Origin of the sequence: Enterococcus sp. AZ040 (genome assembly GCF_050499185.1) — a bacterium.
Classification (GTDB): domain Bacteria; phylum Bacillota; class Bacilli; order Lactobacillales; family Enterococcaceae; genus Enterococcus_D; species Enterococcus_D entomosocium.
Window position 1 is genome coordinate 319,550 of sequence record NZ_JBMHEW010000001.1, and the last position, 20,520, is coordinate 340,069.

Sequence of the window (20,520 nt, forward strand, 5' to 3'; positions counted from 1 at the left end):
AAATGTGGGTACAGCGATGCACGACTTTGCCAAAAATCAGGAAAAGCAGTTTGAACGATTCGTTTTCTTCTGCGCTGTCTAAAAACTTTGGGAAGTATCAGGCAGAATACAACGAGTTGAACGAGGGGGAAAGATTATTTCTTAAGTTCCCCTTGGCGCTCAGTGATCATTTTTTCCAAGTTGTTCAACGTATCGATATCTTTATTGGTTTCGATAAAGTTCGTAATCAAATTCAATAAAGATTGATCAGACAATTCTGCTGCTAAGAAGTCTTCTTGGGTCACATTCGGAGAATACAACCGAGTCAAAACAGTACCGCTGTAGCCGATATCTGCTACTTTCAATAAGTCGTGGTTTTTTAGTTTACGTACGACTGCTTGAATGGTATTCTTGCTTAGATCTTGCTGTTGGACAGCAATGTCATTTGCAGAAAGAGGTTTGTCTGAATTCCAAAAGATATTCATGATTTGACGTTCGCGTTTGGTAAGATTAAGTGGCTTCATTCACTATTCTTCCTTTCAAAAAGAGTAATATGGACATAATAATTTACTGTTCTATAAGCAGTATACTTTATTTTGAAGGTAAATATCAAATTTATTCAAGTATTTTATAAATTCTTGGTAATTTTAGTAAGAGATATTACAAGTGAAGAGCAAATTTCTGCATTTTTCACCATTTTTCACTATAATAGATGGAAAGAAGCAGAATTTAAGAAAAAAATAGTAGAAGAACATAGAGGGCATTCGCATGAAAATAAAAACATTATTATCACATAAAGAGCTTTTTCCTTATTTATTGAAAGGGCGTTACGGGATTGAGCGAGAAGCACAGCGGGTACGATTAGACGGAACCTTTGCTGGAACGAATCATCCTGAAAAGCTAGGCAATCGGCGCTTCCATCCCTATATCCAAACGGATTTTGCGGAAAATCAACTGGAACTGATCACGCCGGTCGCGGATTCAGTGGATGAATTGTTCCGTTTCTTAGGGGCCATCCACGATGTGGCATATCGTTCAATGGCAGCAGAAGAAATGCTCTGGCCTTTGAGCATGCCACCGGCTTTACCAGAAAAAGAAGAAGACATCGTCATTGCTAAATTAGACCAATTTGAAGATGTGCTCTACCGCCGCTATTTGGCCAAAACTTATGGTCGCCGCAAGCAAATGGTCAGTGGGATACATTTCAATTTTGAATTTGCGGAAGACTTTTTGCAGCAACTGTATGCTTTATCTGAAACGAAGGAAAGCTATCAAGCCTTTAAAACGGCGCTTTATTTGAAAGTAACTCGCAATTATTTGCATTATCGCTGGTTTTTGACGTATTTCTTTGGGGCGACCCCTGCATCAGAAGCCAATTATTTTACGACAGAAAACGGACCGCAAGAACCAGTCCGCAGTATTCGCAATAGCCGTTATGGCTACACGAATCACGAAGACGTCAAGGTATCTTATGCTTCGTTAGAGACCTATCTTGCGGATATTGCCAAATTAGTGGAGACAGGAAAGCTTTCAGAAGAAAAAGAATTTTATGCGCCAGTGCGTTTACGTGGGGGAAAACGGGTCGCAGATCTAGCCTCAGCTGGTATCCGTTATATTGAGTTAAGAAATATCGATATCGATCCCTTTGCCCGCTATGGCATTTCCAAAGAGCAAGTCGCGTTCTTACATTTCTTCTTATTGTTTTTAAGTACAAAAGAAGAAGGCAGCGATGCCGATGCGTGGATCGAAGAAGGCAATCAGAAAAATGATCAGGTCGCATTAGAGCATCCCTTAGCACCATTAACGTATCAGCAAGAAGCGCAAGCACTGATTGCTGAGATGATGGACTTTGCCCAAGCCCTTGAGCTGCCGCATTCGCCATTTTTGGATCAGCTTTCTGAGATGCTGGCTGAACCAGAAAGAACCTTCGCTGGACGTCTTTTCTCAGCGAGTCAAGCAACCAGCCAAGCGCAGACAGCAACATTGCTGGGACAATCGTATCATCAAGCTGCTTGGGAAAAACCGTATCAATTGGCTGGTTTTCGAGCAATGGAATTGTCGACCCAGATTCTCTTGTTCGATGCGATCCAAAAAGGTATCGAAGTGACGGTACTGGATGAAACGGATCAGTTCTTGAAATTAGCCGTGAAAGACCACATCGAATATATTAAAAATGCCAATATGACCAGTAAGGATCAGTACATCGTCCCATTGATCATGGCGAATAAAACGGTCACCAAAAAAATCTTAGCCGAAAATGGCTTTCATGTACCAGGTGGTGCTGAATTCGCTTCGGCAGAAGAAGCGATCGCGTTTTATCCGCAAATCGCCCACAGCGGGTTTGTGGTAAAACCGAAAACCACCAACTATGGGATCGGTATCTCGATTTTCAAAGAAGGCGCCTCTTTAGAGGATTATCAAGCGGCGGTCGCCATTGCCTTTGCGGAAGATGATTCGATCCTCGTTGAGACCTTTTTATCAGGGACGGAATATCGGTTCTTCGTGATCGATGGGCGAGTCGATGCGATTTTATTACGTATCCCAGCCAATGTCGTGGGTGACGGCAAGCGCACGATCACGGAACTCGTCGCAGAGAAAAATCTCGATCCATTGCGCGGCACCCATCATCGGACTCCATTAGAGTTGATCCAATTAGGGGAACTGGAACAACTGATGTTAAAAGAGCAAGGGTATCAAGTGGATTCAGTGCCAGAAGAGGGGCAGATCATTTATCTGCGAGAAAACTCGAATATCAGTACTGGCGGTGATTCTATCGATGTAACGGATGACTTCAACGATGACTACAAACAAGTAGCAGTCGATGCGGTCGCCGCATTACAAGCGTCTATCAGTGGAATCGATCTGATTATTCCAGATAAAACCAAGCCAGCCAATGAACCGGGGGCTTATGGAATCATTGAAGCCAATTTCAACCCAGCGATGCATATGCACGTTTATCCATACAGCGGGAAAGGCCGACGCTTAACTATGTCTGTTTTACGCCTGTTGTTCCCTGAAGTCTTCGAAAGCTGATGGAAGCTTAGAGAGCAAAGAACTGCACACTCTGGAAGGTGATTCCCTTCGAAAGTGTGCAGTCTTTTTATTAGGATTCAAAAGCAGCGATCTCAATCGTTTGTTTTGTTTCTTCCACCTTGAGACCCGTTCGGGCTTCCCACCATTGTTTCATTTCTTTTTCATACGTGGTAGGAAAACGTTGGATCAAGGTCAATAACGGTACACCTTGAATCGAGGCATAGGGAAAGTTTAAAACGAGATTGTACTTCAGTTCCGACAGGAGGCTATAATATTGAAACATCATAAAGTTCATTTCATTCTGATCCTCCAGTAGGAGTACTTTCGGAGCGCGATCCAGCATAAAACCCAAGCTGCGCATCATGAACAATACGCCATCCAGATGGCTCGATTCGATCGTAGGGGCCGTTTTCAACAAATCGATATGCAAATCCAAAGCATCAAGCAGTTCTTTCTTTAATGAAAGGTAGGGCGGTGTTGATTGTTCCATGATAGTTCCTCCTTTTAATGGAAAAGACGTTTCCAAAATGACGTTTTCTCTGGTTGTTCGTGCTCTTTATCTGATGGAGCGGCAGCTGCAGGGTATTTTTTTTCGATATCGATGACGTCTTGATTGACGGCTTCTTTCCCGGCAATCAGCAAGCCGATACTGTCTGGACCGGCATCTTGGGCATCGGAGACGATCCGAAATTCCATCTGTTGTTTGGTCAGTAAAGTGATGTAATCGGTCTGGATCGATTCTGGCAATTTTCCGTTGAGCAGCACGAGCGCACCTTGATAATCTGGTAAGGCGTTCAAGAGCGTTTTCTGGTTGTCCTTCTTCTTCATTTCTGTTACTGTCATACTAAGATAACACCGTTCACGAAACGTGCCTAAATACTTGCGCTGTTCATCTGGGTTGACGCGAGGCGTCCCATACATTCCTGTATCAAGGCGTTTTTCTAATTCGTCTGACATTGAAGTATCCTCCTCAAAGCGTTTACTTATGCTTATTATAGCATATCCAACAAATAGCAAAAGAGGGGTGCGATCGTGAGAGAGTTCTGATAGAAAGTAGGGATCCTATGACAACAAAAGAACGACATTTGCTATTATTAGCAGAAAATCAGCGGTTGGAGACACCGAGGCTGCTCTTGCGCCCCGTTTCCTTGGCGGATGCAGCAGACATGTTTGCCTATGCAAATGATGAAGAAACGACGACCTTCGTCTTTGCTAGACATGGGTCGGTTGACGAAACAAAACTGCGCATTGCCGAGTATTTTGTTGCTGCACCCTTAGGGAAATATGCGATCGAAGAAAAAGACTCAGGCAAAATGATCGGGACCATCGATTTACGGGTGGAATCTGAAAAAGAGATCGCTGAGCTTGGTTATACATTAAGTCGCGATTACTGGGGGCAAGGGATCATGCCAGAAGCGGCAATGACACTGCTGCATTTTGGTTTTGAAACACTCGAATTGATTCGGATTTTTGCTCGACATGATGCTCGAAATCCCAAGTCTGGACGGGTCATGGAGAAAATTGGGATGAAATTGGAAGCAACGATCCCAGCTGCCCGCAAATCGGGTGAAGAAATCATCGATGAAGTCACGCGCGGCATCACGCTGGAGGAATGGAAAAAACGTATTATGTAAAGGAGGGCTCTCGTCATGGAACTGAACATTGAGCCAGCAGCAATTGAAAAAATAACCTCTTATGTACAGCCAGATGATCGTCTCTATTTGGATTTTGAAGACGGCGTCGGTCCGTTTCCCGCAACGGAGATCACCTGCCGTTTGGACATCCATTTTCGCCTGATCATCGTGCCACAGAGCTATCCAGAAGAAGGATTGGCGATCTACGACACCCCTTTAACGACACCCTTAGGCACGATTTGGTTGAAGCAAGGGGCTCAGGTGTATTTAGAAGAACAGACTCGGATGCAGGTGGAACCGACCTATCAACGGTTGCAATTGGTGGGAAATAGCGGGATCTTAGCTAATGATGTCCAATTGTTACGGATCGAAAAGCAGACGGCAGGCCGCTGATATGGGCACGCTGGCGGTTATTAGCGACTTGCACGTCGATATCAACCAATTATTCGACCCCCATCTGCAGCTGATCGCTGATTATTTGCAGCAAAATCAGGTGACCCATCTGCATCTGGCAGGAGATGTGGCGAATAAAAAGCAAAGGCTATTAGACGTGGTCGCATTTTTTCAAAGTCGACAGGTGCCAACGACCTTTCACTGGGGCAATCATGAAATGGTGGACTTGACGGAACAAGAGATCGAGGCTTTCGATGATCCCGCCTTTCTTAATTTTCAGACGTATCGCTTATCAGAAAAAACACTGCTGTTGGGAATCAATGGCTGGTATGACTACCAATATTCTGATCTGACCAGTGAATCTGAGATCTTGCGGCTGAAAAATTTGTTTTGGTATGACCGCATGATTCAGCGAAAGGGATCGGATAAGGAAATCAGCCAAGCCATCAATGAGCGTTTAGCGGAAACATTGGCCCGTTTGCCGCAAGACCAAGAAATTCTTCTTTCTACCCATTTTGTGCCCCAAGAAGCGTTTATTGTTCGTCAGACCGGCAAGTATGCCCGCTGGAACCACCTAAATGCGTTTTTAGGGTCGCCCGATTTTGGCGCAGTGATCGACCGCTACGCCAATGTTCGGGCAGTTGTCTTTGGGCATACCCATCGACGCTTTGAGAAAAAAGAACTTGCGGGAACCAGCTACTATTGCCGCCCCTTCGGCTACTATTATGAATGGCAGTTGACCCGCCGGTTCGTTATGGAAAATCACTTAGCAGAAGCATATTCGCCAACGAAAGTTCGGACGCTGCTGCGAAACCATCATGAGGCATTTGAGGACTATAAAACGACGCATCTTTTAGAAGAATTGGCGCAAGCGATCACACTACTGCCGTATTAGCGCAGCAACCGAGTCCTGCTTGTTTTCGTAATTGAATTTCCAAGCAATTTAAACCATTAGAAGAAAAACACAAAGGAGAAAAATTATGACATTTGAAGAAATCTTACCAGAATTAAAAGCCGGCAAAAAAATCATCCGTGAAGGTTGGGGCGGTTTTGAACTTTATGTGACATTCGTTGAAGGCGAAGTGTACGACAATGCCCCAGTCACCCCTTACTTTTTGATCAAAACAGCAGATGAGGGATTCTCGAGTTTCGCACCGACTGTTTGCGACATTCTTGCGGAAGATTGGAAAATCGTGGAATGACAGCATCGTGGATCGATGACAAAACGATTGTGTTTGTCACAGGAGCTGCTTCAGGCATCGGCAGAGCGCAAGCAGAGGCGTTTCTTGCAGAAGGCGCTCAAGTATTTGGGGTTGACTGCCAATCGTTTCCTGATACGCTTTTAGCCCAGCCCCGCTTTTTCGGCACGTGTTGCGATTTAGCGGTGGAAGAAAATTGTCTTGCAGCGGTCCAAGCTTGTGTTACACACTTTGGTGGCATGACGATCTTGTTGAATACAGCCGGGAAACTAGATGGCTATCATACGATCGCTGAGACGACATCAATGGAGTGGGAGGAGATATTTCAAACCAATGTCTCCAGCATGTTTTATTTAACGAAAGAAATTTTGCCGCTGATGCAAGCCAATGGTGGCGGAACGATCATTAATATGGCGTCGATCGCTGGAATGGTCGCAGGTGGAGGTGGGATCGCTTATACAACCGCAAAACACGCGATCGTCGGGTTTACCAAACAGTTGGCATTGGATGTTGCAGATCAAGGGATCTCGGTGAAGGGCATCGCGCCAGGTGCGATTCAAACGCCGATGAATGCGGCTGATTTTGCCGGTGACGGAAAAATGGCGCAATGGGTGGCAGAGGAGACGCCGGTCAAGCGTTGGGCGCAACCAGAAGAAGTTGCAGCGCTGACCCTTTTTCTTGCCAGCCCGCAAGCTAGTTACTTGCAGGGGGCGATCGTGCCCATCGACGGTGGTTGGACCTTGAAATAACTAGCCTGAGCCCATTAGAGGAGGACGCCAATGAAGGAACAAGCGATCCAGAACTTGTTTGCAAAAAATCGTGAATGTCGACAACTGCTTACGATCATTGAAGCGTTACAGCTTCCGGATTGCTGGCTGTGTGCCGGGTACCTGCGGAATTATTTATGGGGTTTTCTCAGCGGAAAAATAGCGGAGGTGCCGATAACCGATATTGATGTCGTGTTTTATGATCCGACTGTAAGCTTAGAAGAAACAGCAGCGATCGAAGCGCAACTGCGCCGTTCGTTTCCCGAATTTCCTTGGGAGGTTCGAAACCAAGCGTTGATGCACCAGCACAACTTTGCCGAGGAACCCACTTATACAAGTACCTTCGATGCTTTAACGAAGTTTCCAGAGCGTTGTACAGCGGTGGCGGCACGAATGAAACAAGGCGAGATTGAATTGATGGCGCCTTTCGGTTGGCAGGATGTTTGCAGTTTTCGGGTGCGTCCAACACCGCATTTCGCCCAAAATGACCAGTACCTTGCGGTTTACCGACAACGCCAAGCGATGAAGCAGTGGCAGAAAGTTTGGCCGCAGTTGTTGATTGAAGAGATCGACAACTAAAAAAGAACACTCGCGTGATGTGGCGATTTCCAAAAGTTAGACGAAAAAGCTAACTGATGGGAATCGCTGCATATGACGCGAGTGTTTTTTATTAACGCAAAGCCAGTCGTTGCGCCAAGCGGTTTCTTAAAAAGATACCTAGATAAGCTGCGGCAACGGCTTTGATGATCCCGGGGATAATAAACAAAACAAAACCACCGTTAAAAGCCGCCGGCCATGCCATGCCAGTGCTCCATTTCAGCCATAATGTACCAAACAACAAAGTTGCCAGCGCACCGACAATATTGCCGATCACTGCTCCTGTGTAGCGAAACGCCGTTTTTTCTACGACCAATCCAGTAAGCAATCCGTTAAAGAGGAAGCCGACTAAATAGCCTCCGGTTGGTCCTAACAAAACACCGACACCGCTGGAAAAACCAGCGAAAACGGGCAAACCGATCAATCCTAACAGCAAGTAGATGATGATCGCCATCGTTCCTGTTCGCGTGCCGAGGAAAGTCACCGCCAGTCCAATCGCAAAGGTTTGTCCTGTCAATGGGATCAAACCGAACGGAATCGTCAATTGGGAAAGACCAGCAATAATGATCGCAAATAATGCGGCATGGATTTGTTCACGTAATGATAATTTCATCGAATCCTTCTCTCTAGTAATAATTTCGTTAACCTAAAAAAGATTTATTTGGTTAACGAAATTATAAACGGTGGTTTACCAAAAGTAAAGAAGAATCTTGTTTTTTTAGTGTCCTTTTTTTAATAGGACAAGTAAGTTCTTTGAGGAGAGGAAAGGGGCGATTTCTTCCAATTCATCTGTTGAGAAGGGCAGTGCTTGAACAAGCCGGCAGATCGTTGCTTCTGTCAGAAACGGCAGCAGTTCTTCGATTTCATCATAAGACAAGCGTTCTGATGCGGTAACGTTTGGCTGTTCCAGGGCCGTCAGCAGGAGTTCATCCAGATACGGTGCAGGTAAAAAGGGAAGCAGTTCTTCAATCTCAGAAAAGCGAAAGTCAGGGGGTTCAAGCCAGCCTTTGATTTCTCCCGCCAAAAAGTTGGGGGTTAAAAAGGGCGCCGCCTCTTCCCAAAAAGCCATGGAATAGTGGTTGCCTTTAAGGATCTCTTCTATTTGGGGCTTTTTCAAAAACGGCAAGAGTTCTTCCATGACATCTTCTGGGATATTTTCGGCGCCATTAAGCAAGTGCTGCAAGTCAGCACTATTCAAATGAGGAGCTAGTCTAGGCAATAAGTCTAGGTCTAAAGAAGATTCTTGAAACGGTTCTTCTTGAATCAGTGCCGATAGTTCTTGCGGTTTGATCAGCGGAGCTAGTTCGGCGATTTCTTTTGGCTGCGCGGTTCCTGCTTGATAATGTTGAACCGCAGCTGCTGGCTTCCCTAACAGCTCATCGATCGATAGGCCTAAAATCGCCGCTAGCTGCGGCAATTTTTCAATGTCCGGCAGTGAGTTGCCCCGCTCCCAATTACTGACCGCTTGATAGCTGACAAGTAATTGGTCGGCCAAGTTGCTTTGGGTCAGATTTTTTTCTTTGCGTTTGGTAGCGATCTGCTGACCAATTTTTCTCATGTTGAATTCACTCATAAATGAATTCCCCCTTTCATGCTCTAAGTATAGTTTCTCAAAAGGTGAAAACGCAATCAAGCTGTGATTGAGCAGGCAAATGCCGACTCAATCACAGCTTGAGTTTACGAATGGATCAGCTGAAGGAGGTATTCACCAAACGCTTGTGTCGTTAAACAGACGGCTTCGGGCATCAACTGTGCGAAGTCGGCAGTGACGTGCTGACTTTGCAAGGCTTGTTCAATGGCTTGCGTCAGTATTGCAGCAGCTTCCGGCCAGTTCAAATGTTCTAATAGCATGCACGCCGATAGCAACAGGGAACAAGGATTGGCTTTGCCAAGTCCCGCGATATCCGGTGCCGTTCCGTGGGTAGCTTCAAAGATGGCTGCCCCAGTATCGTAGTTGATATTGGCGCCGGGGGCGATCCCGATGCCGCCAACTTGTGCAGCGAGTGCATCAGAAATGTAGTCGCCGTTCAAATTACAAGTGGCAATGACATCGAATTTTTCTGGATACAAAAGGATCTGCTGTAAAAAGTTGTCGGCGATCACATCGTTAACAACGATCTTTCCAGCCGTTTTTGCCGAGGCAAGGGCGGCTTCGGCTGCCTTTGAACCATTTTCTGCTTTGATTTTGTTGTATTGATTCATTGTAAAACACTGGTCGGCGTACGTGGTTTCTGCAAGCTGATAGCCCCAGTTTTTAAATCCGCCTTCTGTAAATTTCATGATATTGCCTTTATGCACCAGTGTCACCGTGGGCCGCTTTTGAGTAATCGCATACTCAATGGCAGCAGCGATCAAGCGCTGACTGCCTTCTAAAGAGATCGGCTTGATGCCAATAGCGGCAGTTTTAGGAAAACGAATCGCCTTGACGGCAAAGTCTGCTTGCAGTGTCTGGATCAAACGCTGTGTTGCGTCGTCGTCTTTGGCAAATTCGATGCCAGCATAAACATCTTCAGTATTTTCTCGAAAGATCACCATATCGGTTTTTTCTGGCTGTTTTAAAGGCGAAGGGACCCCTGTAAAATAGCGAACAGGTCTGACACAGGCATAAAGATCCAGGGTCTGCCGTAAGGTGACATTCAAGGAGCGAAAGCCCTCGCCAATCGGGGTAGTCAACGGTCCTTTCAAGGCGTATTGCTGGGCCTTGATCGTATCGATGGTTGCTTGCGGTAGCCATTCCCCTGTCTGTTCAAAGGCGGCTTCTCCAGCTAAAACTTCCAGCCACTCGATGTGGCGCTGATTGTCATAAGCTTTATTCACAGCTGCATCAATCACAGGTTGCGCAGCCTGCCAAATCTCGGCACCGATGCCGTCTCCTGCAATGTAAGGAATGGTGATCGTCGTTGCTTCATGGGTTGTTTGGTTAGACATGGGCAGCTCCTCCTAATTCCGCTTTTTTTCGAATGACCATTGGCAAAATTCCTTGATGCTTCCAATAGCGAATATCTGCAGGGGCATCAAAGCGTAGACGGGTCATAAAGGAGACAGTCCCTCCGTCGGTCCGTTGCGCAGTGACTTCGACCAGCTGCTTGACCGCTGGCTCTTCTGGCAAAGCAATCGAGAATGTTTCGCTGCCATCTAAAGCAAAAGAGGCGGCACTTTCACCAGCCAGATATTCAAGAGGAATGATCCCCATCATGACCAAGTTGCTGCGATGGATCCGTTCGAAGCTTTCTGCTAAAACGACTTTAACGCCTAACAATTGTGTTCCTTTGGCGGCCCAGTCGCGAGAAGAACCCATGCCATAATCTTTACCGGCTAAAATGATACAGCTTTGGCCGGCTTTTTGGTAATTCATAGCGGCATCAAATATCGACAAGGTTTCCCCAGTTGGAAAATAATGCGTGACACTGCCAGTACTGCCAGGAACCAGCTGGTTTTGCAGACGGATGTTGCCGAAAGTCCCCCGCATCATAATCTGATGATTGCCGCGCCGCGAACCAAAGGAATTGAATTCACGATATGGAACTTCTTTTTCTTGTAAAAATTTTCCAGCTGCTGAATCCATACTGATGCTGCCGGCAGGAGAAATATGGTCAGTGGTGACGGAATCACCCAATTTTGCCAAGACTTTCAGATCGGCTAAGACATCTGGTTTAGGCAATTCTTTGGTCAATGTTTCAAAGTAGGGCGGATGAGCAATGTAAGTAGATTGTTCCTCCCATTCATAACATGCGCTCGTGGTGGTTTCGATCGCATTCCAGCGTTCATTGGCATCAAAAAGATGCTCATAGGCAGCGCGAAATGCTTCTGGTCCGACGTATTCTTGAACGTAAGCATTGACTTCTTCATTGCTAGGCCAAATATCAGACAAATACACCGGCTCGTCATTGACGATAGCTAATGGTTCTTTTGTAAGATCTTTGCGAGTGCTGCCAGCGATCGCATAGGCAACAACTAACGGCGGCGAAGCCAAATAATTGGCTTTGATCTGTGGATGGATTCTTCCTTCAAAATTCCGATTGCCTGACAGAACCGACGCCACCAGTAGATTTTCCGCCTCAATTGCTTCAGCGACCGGCGCTTCTAAAGGACCGGAATTTCCGATACAGGTGGTACAACCGTAGCCCACTAAATAAAAGCCGAGTTGCTCTAAATACGGCAGCAGACCACTGTTTTGCAAATAGGTGGTCACGATCTGGGAACCAGGTGCAAGGGAGGTTTTGACCGTACGAGGGACGGTCAAACCTTTTTCAATGGCTTTTTTGGCCAATAAGCCTGCAGAGAGCATGACGAAAGGATTGCTAGTATTCGTACAGCTAGTGATCGCCGCCAAAACGATATCGCCGGTCTCTAATTTGTCTGCTGCAGCATCTGGCCAAGTAACGCTGGCTTCTTTTTGCCATTCATCCTCCGAAAGTCCAAAGCCCTTGGGACCAACGGCTGCTGTGACTGATTGTTCAAAATCCTGACGGACTGCTGGAAGCAAAATCCGATCTTGCGGGCGTTTGGGGCCCGCTAATGCCGGCTGAACTTCTGCTAGATCAATGGTGATCGCCTTAGTATAGGTCGGCACGGTCGTTTCATCATAAAAGAAATGGTTGGCTTTGGCGTAAGCGGTAACGAGTTCGATCAGCTCGCTGGAGCGCCCGGTCGTTGCCAAGTAGTTCAAGGTCTCTTGGTCGATCGGACAAAAACCGCAAGTGGCACCATATTCAGGGGCCATGTTCGCTAATGTCGCCCGATCGGCTAAGCTCAAATGACCATAGCCCGGGCCAAAGTATTCGACAAATTTTCCAACCACTTTTTCGATCCGCAGCACTTCGGTTACTTTTAGTGCTAAATCGGTTGCTGTGGTACCTGCAGGCATCTCGTTGATAAATTTCACCCCGATGACTTCAGGTGTAGGAAAGAAAGAAGGTTCGCCAAGAATCGCAGCTTCCGCTTCAATACCGCCAACCCCCCAACCGAGGACCCCCAAACCGTTGATCATCGTGGTGTGAGAATCGGTTCCTTGCAATGTATCAGGAAACAGCAGACGTTGGTCTTCGTGTGTTTTTTGCAAGATCACATCAGACAATGATTCGATGTTGACTTGATGAATGATCCCTGTTTCAGGCGGAACGACTTCGAAATTGTCGAAAGAACCTTGTGCCCATTTCAAGAATTGATAGCGTTCTGCGTTGCGTTCAAATTCCCGCTCCGTATTAAAAGCGATCGCCCCAGGCGTACCGGCTTGATCGACTTGCACAGAGTGGTCGACGACGAGTGTGACGGGGATCTCAGGATTGATGTCTTCTGCGGCACCGCCTAAAGCGACCATCGCATCCCGCATGGCAGCCAGATCAACAACTGCAGGCACCCCAGTAAAGTCTTGCAAGACGACCCGCTCTGGTTTGAATGGCACGACACCGGTAGGGCTTTCTGCCTGCCAATTCGCTAAAAATGGTAAATAATCCTCTGTAATTTCCTCGTCCTGATGACGAGCAACACTTTCCAATAAAACTCGAATGGAGTAGGGCAAGCGAGATAAATCAGCCCCTAAGTCTTGGGTGATTTTCGCTAAGTCAATATACGTGTATTGCGTGTCATTGACGGTGAGTTGAGTTTGCCACTTCATAAGAATCCTCCTTTTTACGAAGATAATCGTACTTATCAGGAATAATTATACGTTGATAATTTAAAAAATCAATTAAATTTATGAAAAATATTTCATTTTCTAAACATCGTGCTATAATGTGTGAAAGTTTGTTAAAAAGCAACGATTTTATAGGATGACTATTTTAACGATGTTTGTATACGGTTAAATAACATTATAGTCGATAGTTTGTAGAAAGATTGGAGGTAACATCACCGTGGAAAGATTAGAAAAGAAAGAGAAATTGTCCTATCTTGCATCGCAATGTCAGAAATACAATTTGATAGATATGAATCTTTATTCAGAGTATGATGTAAAGCGTGGACTGAGGGATTTAAATGGCACGGGGGTCTTAGCAGGTCTTACGACGATCTCCACCATTTATCCAGAAAAAATCATTGCCGGCAAGCCAGTTGAAGCTTGTGGCGAGCTGCGTTATCGCGGAATTGACATCAATGAGTTAGTAGCAGGGTTCGTCAATGAAAAACGTTTTGGCTTTGAAGAAATTGCATATTTATTACTTTTCGGCGAACTGCCAAACAAAACAGAACTTGCGGCATTTCATTGCCTATTAGCAGAAAAACGTACTTTGCCGACCAATTTTGTTCGTGACGTCATTATGAAAGCACCTTCTTCTGATATCATGAATAGTTTATCTCGCAGTATCTTGACACTGGCAAGTTACGATCCACAAGCAGATGACATCAGCATTGAAAATGTATTGGAACAAAGTCTGATGCTGATCAGTGTCTTTCCGCTCTTGGCAATCTACGGCTATCATGCCTACAATCATTACAATCAAGGGGAGAGTATGTATATCCACCGCCCGACCGAAGAGTTGAGTACAGCTGAAACGATTTTGACTATGCTGCGTCCAACGAAAGAATATAGCTTCCAAGAAGCCCAAACATTGGATATGGCACTGGTTTTGCATATGGAACATGGCGGCGGGAATAATTCGACCTTTACGACACGAGTCGTTACCTCCAGTGGGACGGATACCTATTCAACGATTGCTGCAGCGCTAGGTTCTTTGAAAGGGCCTAAACACGGTGGTGCTAATATCAAAGTGACAGAAATGATGGGAGATTTGAAGCGCAACGTTGCTGATATTACCGATGAACAGGCGATCCGCAGCTATTTGGAAGCAGTCTTAGATAAAGAAGCGTTTGACCGTAAAGGATTGATTTATGGCATGGGCCACGCGGTATACAGCGACAACGATCCCCGTGCGGCGATTTTTAAAAATTATGTGGCAAAATTGGCCCAAGAAAAAGGATCAGAAGCTTGGCAAGAATATCAATTGTATACGATGGTCGAACGTATTGCTCCTCAAGTCATCAATGAAAAGCGCAAAATCTACAAAGGAGTCAGTGCCAATATCGACTTTTTCAGCGGGTTTGTTTATAACATGTTGGATCTGCCAGAAGAACTGTATACACCAATGTTTGCTATCGCGCGGATCGTCGGCTGGTCCGCCCATCGGATCGAAGAGCTGGTCAACGCACAAAAAATCATGCGTCCCGCCTACAAAGAAGTGTCAAATGATCGGGAATATATCGATATAGAGTCAAGATAGATCAAAACAGCAGGGAGGAAGCTCGCTGCTGTTTTTGTTTTGTTCAAAATCCTAGTGCTTATAAGACCATCCAATTACTCAGAAGAAGTTTGTTGTTTTTTATTAATGAAAGCGTTGACAAGAAATAAGTTTAACGTTAAACTTTGTCTTATAGTTTAACGTTAAACCTTCAAGAGACAGACAAAAAAATTGATTGACTTCTAAGTAAAAAAACAATCAGGATACGTGGCCAATGATTGTTTAACATTCGTTCTATAGTAGACGAAAGGCTATTTGGAGGAGTAGTTACTTTTTTCCTATCTCTACCGTAAAACAAAAAATGAAAAGAATGATTTTCTTTGTAGGAGGGTTACATGTGCAAAAAAAAAGCAACGCAAATTTTCACAAGAATAAAATGAAAAATAGTCTTTCTTTGTACGTCTTATTAGCTCCAGCTTTGATTTTATTAGTCATATTCACCTATATTCCAATGTATGGTTTAGTAATTGCATTTAAAGATTACACTCCGTCACTGGGTATTTTTGGAAGTCCATGGGTTGGTTTTAAGCATTTTTCTCAATTTTTTAATTCGTTTCAATTTGGAGTAACCCTTAGAAATACACTAACTATTTCCCTCTACAGTATGATTGTCGGCTTTCCATTGCCAATTGCATTAGCAATTCTCTGCAATCAAATTCGTGTAGAAAAATTCAAGAAGTTTTTCCAAGTCACCACCTATTTACCTCACTTCATTTCTACAATGGTTATGTGCGGGATGTTGATCTTGTTTCTATCACCTACCAATGGTTTGATTGTCAACCTCATGCGGCTTGTTGGCATAGAATTGCCTTCTTTGCTTTCTCAGCCAGGAAGTTTTGCAAGCGTATATGTTTGGAGTGATGTCTGGCAACATGTTGGATGGGACAGCATTATTTATTTAGCGGCCTTATCAGCGATCGATCCCACTTACTACGAGGCTGCGACTATGGATGGTGCCACAAGACTGCAAAAAATCAAGTACATTGATTTACCACTGATTCTTCCCACCGCAATGATCTTGCTTATATTAAGAGCGGGCAGTTTATTGAGTGTTGGGTTTGAAAAAGTGTTGCTGTTGCAAAATGCTTTGAATTTAGCAGGAAGCGAAATTATCTCCACATATGTTTATAAAGTAGGGTTAATAAACTTTCAATATAGTTATTCAACTGCTATCGGCTTATTTAATACAGTGATCAATATAATCATATTGATATTAGTGAATGCATTGTCGAGACGCTTGACGAAAACTGGGTTGTTTTAGGAGGAGATTATGAAAAAAAGTAAGAAAACTGGTTCTGAAAGGATATTCGATTTCTTTGTTTATGGGGTAGCCATTTTGTTGATCCTTCTAATCATTTATCCGCTTTGGTTTGTGATCATTGCTTCCTTTAGTGATCCAGCGGATGTCGGGAATGGGAATGTTTGGTTGTGGCCAAATGAATGGCGATTAGATGGGTATATCCGCTTATTCGAGCAGACCTTATTCTGGCGAGGCTACTTGAATACCATTTTATATACTATCGTAGGAACCGCTGTCGCATTATTCGTTAATATCCCCGCTGGTTATGCCTTATCTAGAAAAGATTTGCACGGTAGGAAATGGCTGGCTTTATTGTTTATTATTCCCATGTTCGTTTCGGGCGGCTTGATCCCGACTTACTTAACGATCAAGAATGTTGGTCTCTTAGATACGTTTTGGGTAATGGTCATTCCTTTTGCAGTATCTAGTTACAATATCATCGTAGCTAGAACATTCTTCAACAATAGTATTCCTGCTGGCTTATGGGAAGCAGCTCAAATTGATGGTTGTGGAACGATCCGCTATTTCTTTAGTATGGTACTGCCACTTTCAAAAGCGATATTGGCTGTTATCGGTTTATGGACAGCAGTTGGTATTTGGAATTCATGGTTCAATGCATTGATTTATTTGACCAATGACAATCTACAACCATTGCAATTGATACTTAGACGGTTACTAATAAGTAATCAATTACTACAAACACAAGCAACCGGAGAACTTGCATCTGAGCTAAGAGCAACGGCAGACATGATGAAATATGCAGCAATTGTCGTATCTACAGCACCAATTATGATGTTATACCCGTTTTTACAAAAGTATTTTAATCAAGGTGTCATGATCGGCGCGTTGAAAGAATAAAAAATGGAGGAATGATGATGAAACAGTTTAAATGGAGGTATTTGTTTTGTTCTTTAGGAATTTTAGTGATGATGACTGGCTGTGGAAATGAAGGGGCGGTAGAGGAGCAAGGAAGTGACACGAATCAATTTAAAATCACCACTGTTCGCTGGTCAGACTGGGGAGATGATTTTACAAAAGGCTTTTTAGAAGATGCAGAAGAAAAAGCGGGGATTCAAATCGAATGGGATATTCATCTTTCAGCAGATTGGGGTGAGAGAAAGTCTGTATTGATGGCTGGGGGCGATTTGCCTGATGCCTTTTTAGGGTCAATCACCTTTAATGATGCAGAAATAGCACAAAACCAAGATGTGTTTATTCCATTAGAAGACTTGATTGCAGAAAACATGCCTAATCTTACTCGTATCATGTCGGAAGATCCGAAAATTAAAGCAATGATTACATCACCAGACGGGCATATCTATAGCTTGCCGAAAAAATTACCAATGCGTCCGCTCATTGCGAACCAACTATTTATCAATCAAACATGGCTTGATAATCTTGGCTTGGAGATGCCTGATACCTATGAAGACTTTATTGATGTCTTAACAGCTTTTAAAGAGGAGGACGCCAATGGAAATGGAGATGCAACGGATGAGATTCCGTATGGTGTCGGAAACTTTAGTGAAACCTTCTCATTCATTTTACCGTTTAACAATCGGCTTGGAGCTGACAATACGTACGAAATGTCAATGAAGGATGGAAAACCAATCTACTTACGCATGGAAGAAACCTATCGTGATGGCATTGCTTGGATGAGTGAGGCGTATCAAGCTGGGTTAATTGATCCAGAATTGTTTACCCAAGATACATCCATGAGTGATGCGAAACGAATGAATAAAGATACCGCTCTTGTAGGGGTGGCTGCTGGCTGGACGGCGGATGCAACGTTTGGCTTACATGCTGAGGAGTATGTTGCACTACCACCATTGAAAGGACCAGATGGACAACGCTATGTCATATCTGATCCAGATCATTATAACTACGGTCGGAATGAGTTTATGATAACAACGAGTTGTGAAAATCCTGCTGAGCTCTTAAAGTGGGCTGATCAATTCTATACAGATGATGCAAGTATTCAAACCTTTTATGGCTCATTTGGTGTTGGGGTTGAGAAAAACGGGGACCAGTATACAGTTTTACCACCACAGGATGGGAAATCAGCTGATGAATGGGCTTGGATCAATTCATTGCGCGATTTTGGACCAAAATATGTGGATGATCAATTTAATGAGCGTGTGACGATTGATGAAACACAAGGGGATGGATTGAAATTGATTCTTGATAGTGAAATCAATCAATACGTCCAACCTGCATTTCCGAATGTGATTTACTCGCAAGAAGAATTGGCTCGGTTGTCAGCACTTTATGTAGATATTAGTTCTTATGCTTCGCAAATGGCTGCCAAATGGGTAGTAGAAGGCGGAATTGAAGAAGAATGGGAGAGCTATCTGGAACAATTGAACGCAATGGGGATCGAAGAGTTTATGGGAATCCAAAACGATGCCTTTGATCGATACTCAGCAATTATAAATTAGATCGTGCGGGCTGAAGTAGAAATACTGCTTCAGCCTTCCTATTCTAGGTGAAAGGAGTATACATGAAAACTTTGTTTCGATTTGATACGCCATTGATGAAAGGATTAACAAGGATTACCGATATATGCTTGCTTAACGGCTTATTTCTTTTTACTAGTCTGCCGATCCTTACAATCGGCGTCTCTTTGACAGCCATGAACACTTGTTGGCAAAAAATACTGGCGGGGCAAGAAGAAGGGCTTGTGCGACACTACTTTTCTACGATAAAAAGGGATTTTTTTGAAGCAACAATTATTTGGGTAGGTATTCTTTTTTTTACAACGATCTTTTCACTCAATTTCTATTTGTTTACCCTTCAAGATATAGTCTTTAGGGTGATTGGCTTAGCCATTTTATTCCCTTTCATCGTCTGTCTCTTATTATTGTTTGTCATGCTATTTTCTTATATTGGTAGATATGAAGATGGTGTGTGGCGTAGTATCAAAAACTGTTTGCTGATAGCGATTCAAAATGGAAAACAAGCGGGTTTGCTGTTGCTCTTTAATAGTTTGCTGATGTATTTTAGCTTGAGTAGCCCCGAAAGATTGTTGACTGCTATTTACGTTTATACGTTTGGTGGGTTCGCCATGACTTCATTGATCAATAATCTGCTCTTAAAAAAAATGTATCAAAAGACTGAGCGAACCATCGCTGAACCCCAAGAAATTTGATGAGTCCGTAGTTAGCTAGAGAACTTGATCCATGTGCTGTGCCCCTTTGTCCTATAAAATAGAGAGCGCAAGAAGAACTCAAGGATGAAAGAGTCCACTTTCTTAAATTGTCATTGTTCTAACAAAATGTACCCGTTCTTGTCGGCTATCCTTTGATTGATGCTTCTCGACAATGCGGTATAATAAGGAAAAACAAGTACTATCGAAAGGACAAAGCGCATGAGGATTACAATTAAAAAAATTGCAGAAGAAGCAGGGGTCAGTGTGACGACAGTCTCGAATGTTATAAATAAAAAAGCGCACCGTGTGTCCCAAGATAAGATAGAGATGATCGAAGGGATCATAAAAAAATATAATTATTCACCAAATATGAATGCACGAGCGTTAGTCAAATCTTCTTCTCGTTTAATTGGGGTACTGTATTTTTCAGATCAAAAAAATTTGGACTTTGCGGACCCTTTTGTGACAGAAGTTCTAGATGGCATACAGCGAGTGACGAAAGAGCACAGCTTTTTTACACTCGTCCATAGCGTGACCAAAACAGATGATATTGGAGAATTACAGAAAAATTGGAAATTTGATGGGTTTATTGCAGTAGGATTTAGTCAAGAATTATTCGAAGAAGTCAATCGGATTGTCCAGGTCCCAATCGTTTTCATTGATACGCATCTAGAGGATGAAGTTTTCAATCGAATCACGGACTATCCGAATAGTTTTTTTATCAATACGAATGATCAAAAAGCGGCATATGAAGCAACTGCATTTTTACTTGAAAAAGGGCTGACTAAGATCGGCTTTTTGTCCTATGAATTCGATCAATCAAAGACATCGGTTATTCAACAAAGGTATCTAGGCTATCATCAGGCTTTGCAGGATTTTGGTATAAAGCCTGATGAGGGATTAGAGTATACAGAAGAACAACAAGCAACAATGATCAGCAGCATAGAAAAGTTTCAAGCAGTGCTCGTTACAGCAGACTATTTAGCGATCAAGTTTATTCATAAACTAAAACAAGAAACTATTTTTTATGAAAAGAAACTGTCGATCATCAGTTTTGATGATATTCGTTATGCAGCTTTAAATGATCCTCCGTTAACTACGATCAGATTAGATCAGATTAAAAAAGGGGAAGCAGCTATGACTACCTTGGTTAATATCATTGATAATCATTCGAATGAACCGCAAATCACATTACTCAATGGGAAATTGATTGTCAGAAAAACAACATACTAGAAAGGAAC

General features: G+C 43.7%; 20 protein-coding genes. 13 read left to right on the plus strand and 7 right to left on the minus strand.

The annotated features are described in order from the left end of the window. Positions 1-134: 134 nt before the first annotated feature. A complete protein-coding gene (locus IGK63_RS01540; protein WP_005227140.1) occupies positions 135-503 on the minus strand; it encodes a BlaI/MecI/CopY family transcriptional regulator in 369 nt (122 codons plus the stop codon). A gap of 244 nt (positions 504-747) precedes the next feature. On the opposite strand from IGK63_RS01540, the gene gshAB reads away from it, so the two are divergent. After that, positions 748-3,012, plus strand: a complete 2,265-nt coding sequence (gene gshAB / locus IGK63_RS01545) for a bifunctional glutamate--cysteine ligase GshA/glutathione synthetase GshB (protein WP_016611481.1) — start codon at positions 748-750, stop codon at positions 3,010-3,012. A gap of 70 nt (positions 3,013-3,082) precedes the next feature. Here gshAB and IGK63_RS01550 read toward each other — a convergent pair whose 3' ends face one another. Beyond that, positions 3,083-3,502 carry a hypothetical protein gene (locus IGK63_RS01550; protein ID WP_005232469.1) on the minus strand — a complete coding sequence of 140 codons (420 nt, stop codon included), beginning with the start codon at positions 3,500-3,502 and terminating at the stop codon, positions 3,083-3,085. 14 nt (positions 3,503-3,516) lie between these two features. After that, entirely contained in the window at positions 3,517-3,969 is a 453-nt protein-coding gene (locus IGK63_RS01555) for a YueI family protein (RefSeq protein ID WP_005232467.1), read from the minus strand. Positions 3,970-4,076: 107 nt separating this feature from the next. Here IGK63_RS01555 and IGK63_RS01560 point away from each other — a divergent pair, with 107 nt between their 5' ends. The 6 genes from IGK63_RS01560 (at position 4,077) to IGK63_RS01585 (ending at position 7,584) form a co-directional block, all read left to right on the plus strand. Beyond that, on the plus strand, positions 4,077-4,646 hold the full coding sequence (locus IGK63_RS01560; protein WP_005232465.1) for a GNAT family N-acetyltransferase: 570 nt from the start codon (positions 4,077-4,079) through the stop codon (positions 4,644-4,646). Between the two features lie 15 nt (positions 4,647-4,661). Further along, positions 4,662-5,039 carry an iron-sulfur cluster biosynthesis family protein gene (locus tag IGK63_RS01565; RefSeq protein WP_005232463.1) on the plus strand — a complete coding sequence of 126 codons (378 nt, stop codon included), beginning with the start codon at positions 4,662-4,664 and terminating at the stop codon, positions 5,037-5,039. A 1-nt stretch (position 5,040) separates the two neighbouring features. Further along, on the plus strand, positions 5,041-5,934 hold the full coding sequence (locus IGK63_RS01570; RefSeq protein ID WP_005232461.1) for a metallophosphoesterase: 894 nt from the start codon (positions 5,041-5,043) through the stop codon (positions 5,932-5,934). Between the two features lie 85 nt (positions 5,935-6,019). Further along, a complete protein-coding gene (locus IGK63_RS01575) occupies positions 6,020-6,241 on the plus strand; it encodes a DUF2829 domain-containing protein (protein ID WP_005227147.1) in 222 nt (73 codons plus the stop codon). Then, a complete protein-coding gene (locus IGK63_RS01580; protein ID WP_005232459.1) occupies positions 6,238-6,987 on the plus strand; it encodes a 3-oxoacyl-ACP reductase in 750 nt (249 codons plus the stop codon). The genes IGK63_RS01575 and IGK63_RS01580 overlap by 4 nt, the downstream gene beginning before the upstream one ends. A 30-nt stretch (positions 6,988-7,017) precedes the next feature. Continuing rightward, on the plus strand, positions 7,018-7,584 hold the full coding sequence (locus IGK63_RS01585) for a nucleotidyltransferase family protein (protein ID WP_008376325.1): 567 nt from the start codon (positions 7,018-7,020) through the stop codon (positions 7,582-7,584). Positions 7,585-7,675: 91 nt separating this feature from the next. Here IGK63_RS01585 and IGK63_RS01590 read toward each other — a convergent pair whose 3' ends face one another. The 4 genes from IGK63_RS01590 to acnA all read right to left on the minus strand — a co-directional run bounded on the left by IGK63_RS01590 (position 7,676) and on the right by acnA (position 13,219). Further along, on the minus strand, positions 7,676-8,215 hold the full coding sequence (locus IGK63_RS01590; RefSeq protein WP_005232455.1) for a biotin transporter BioY: 540 nt from the start codon (positions 8,213-8,215) through the stop codon (positions 7,676-7,678). Positions 8,216-8,320: 105 nt separating this feature from the next. After that, a complete protein-coding gene (locus tag IGK63_RS01595; protein ID WP_016611477.1) occupies positions 8,321-9,175 on the minus strand; it encodes a helix-turn-helix domain-containing protein in 855 nt (284 codons plus the stop codon). Positions 9,176-9,279: 104 nt separating this feature from the next. Continuing rightward, positions 9,280-10,530 carry an NADP-dependent isocitrate dehydrogenase gene (gene icd / locus IGK63_RS01600; RefSeq protein ID WP_016611475.1) on the minus strand — a complete coding sequence of 417 codons (1,251 nt, stop codon included), beginning with the start codon at positions 10,528-10,530 and terminating at the stop codon, positions 9,280-9,282. Continuing rightward, entirely contained in the window at positions 10,523-13,219 is a 2,697-nt protein-coding gene (gene acnA / locus IGK63_RS01605; protein WP_005232449.1) for an aconitate hydratase AcnA, read from the minus strand. The genes icd and acnA overlap by 8 nt, the downstream gene beginning before the upstream one ends. Before the next feature lie 235 nt (positions 13,220-13,454). On the opposite strand from acnA, the gene IGK63_RS01610 reads away from it, so the two are divergent. The 6 genes from IGK63_RS01610 to IGK63_RS01635 all read left to right on the plus strand — a co-directional run bounded on the left by IGK63_RS01610 (position 13,455) and on the right by IGK63_RS01635 (position 20,512). Further along, on the plus strand, positions 13,455-14,816 hold the full coding sequence (locus IGK63_RS01610; protein WP_016611474.1) for a citrate/2-methylcitrate synthase: 1,362 nt from the start codon (positions 13,455-13,457) through the stop codon (positions 14,814-14,816). Between the two features lie 319 nt (positions 14,817-15,135). Continuing rightward, entirely contained in the window at positions 15,136-16,095 is a 960-nt protein-coding gene (locus tag IGK63_RS01615; protein WP_016611473.1) for an ABC transporter permease, read from the plus strand. Positions 16,096-16,104: 9 nt separating this feature from the next. Continuing rightward, a complete protein-coding gene (locus IGK63_RS01620; RefSeq protein ID WP_005232446.1) occupies positions 16,105-16,992 on the plus strand; it encodes a carbohydrate ABC transporter permease in 888 nt (295 codons plus the stop codon). Between the two features lie 11 nt (positions 16,993-17,003). Further along, on the plus strand, positions 17,004-18,569 hold the full coding sequence (locus IGK63_RS01625) for an extracellular solute-binding protein (protein WP_061053650.1): 1,566 nt from the start codon (positions 17,004-17,006) through the stop codon (positions 18,567-18,569). Between the two features lie 62 nt (positions 18,570-18,631). Further along, positions 18,632-19,279, plus strand: coding sequence for a DUF624 domain-containing protein (locus tag IGK63_RS01630; protein WP_005232443.1), 648 nt, complete (start codon positions 18,632-18,634; stop codon positions 19,277-19,279). A 219-nt stretch (positions 19,280-19,498) separates the two neighbouring features. Continuing rightward, the gene (locus IGK63_RS01635) at positions 19,499-20,512 is read left to right on the plus strand and encodes a LacI family DNA-binding transcriptional regulator (protein ID WP_005232441.1); all 1,014 of its coding nucleotides are present in this window, start codon (positions 19,499-19,501) and stop codon (positions 20,510-20,512) included. Positions 20,513-20,520: the final 8 nt, after the last annotated feature.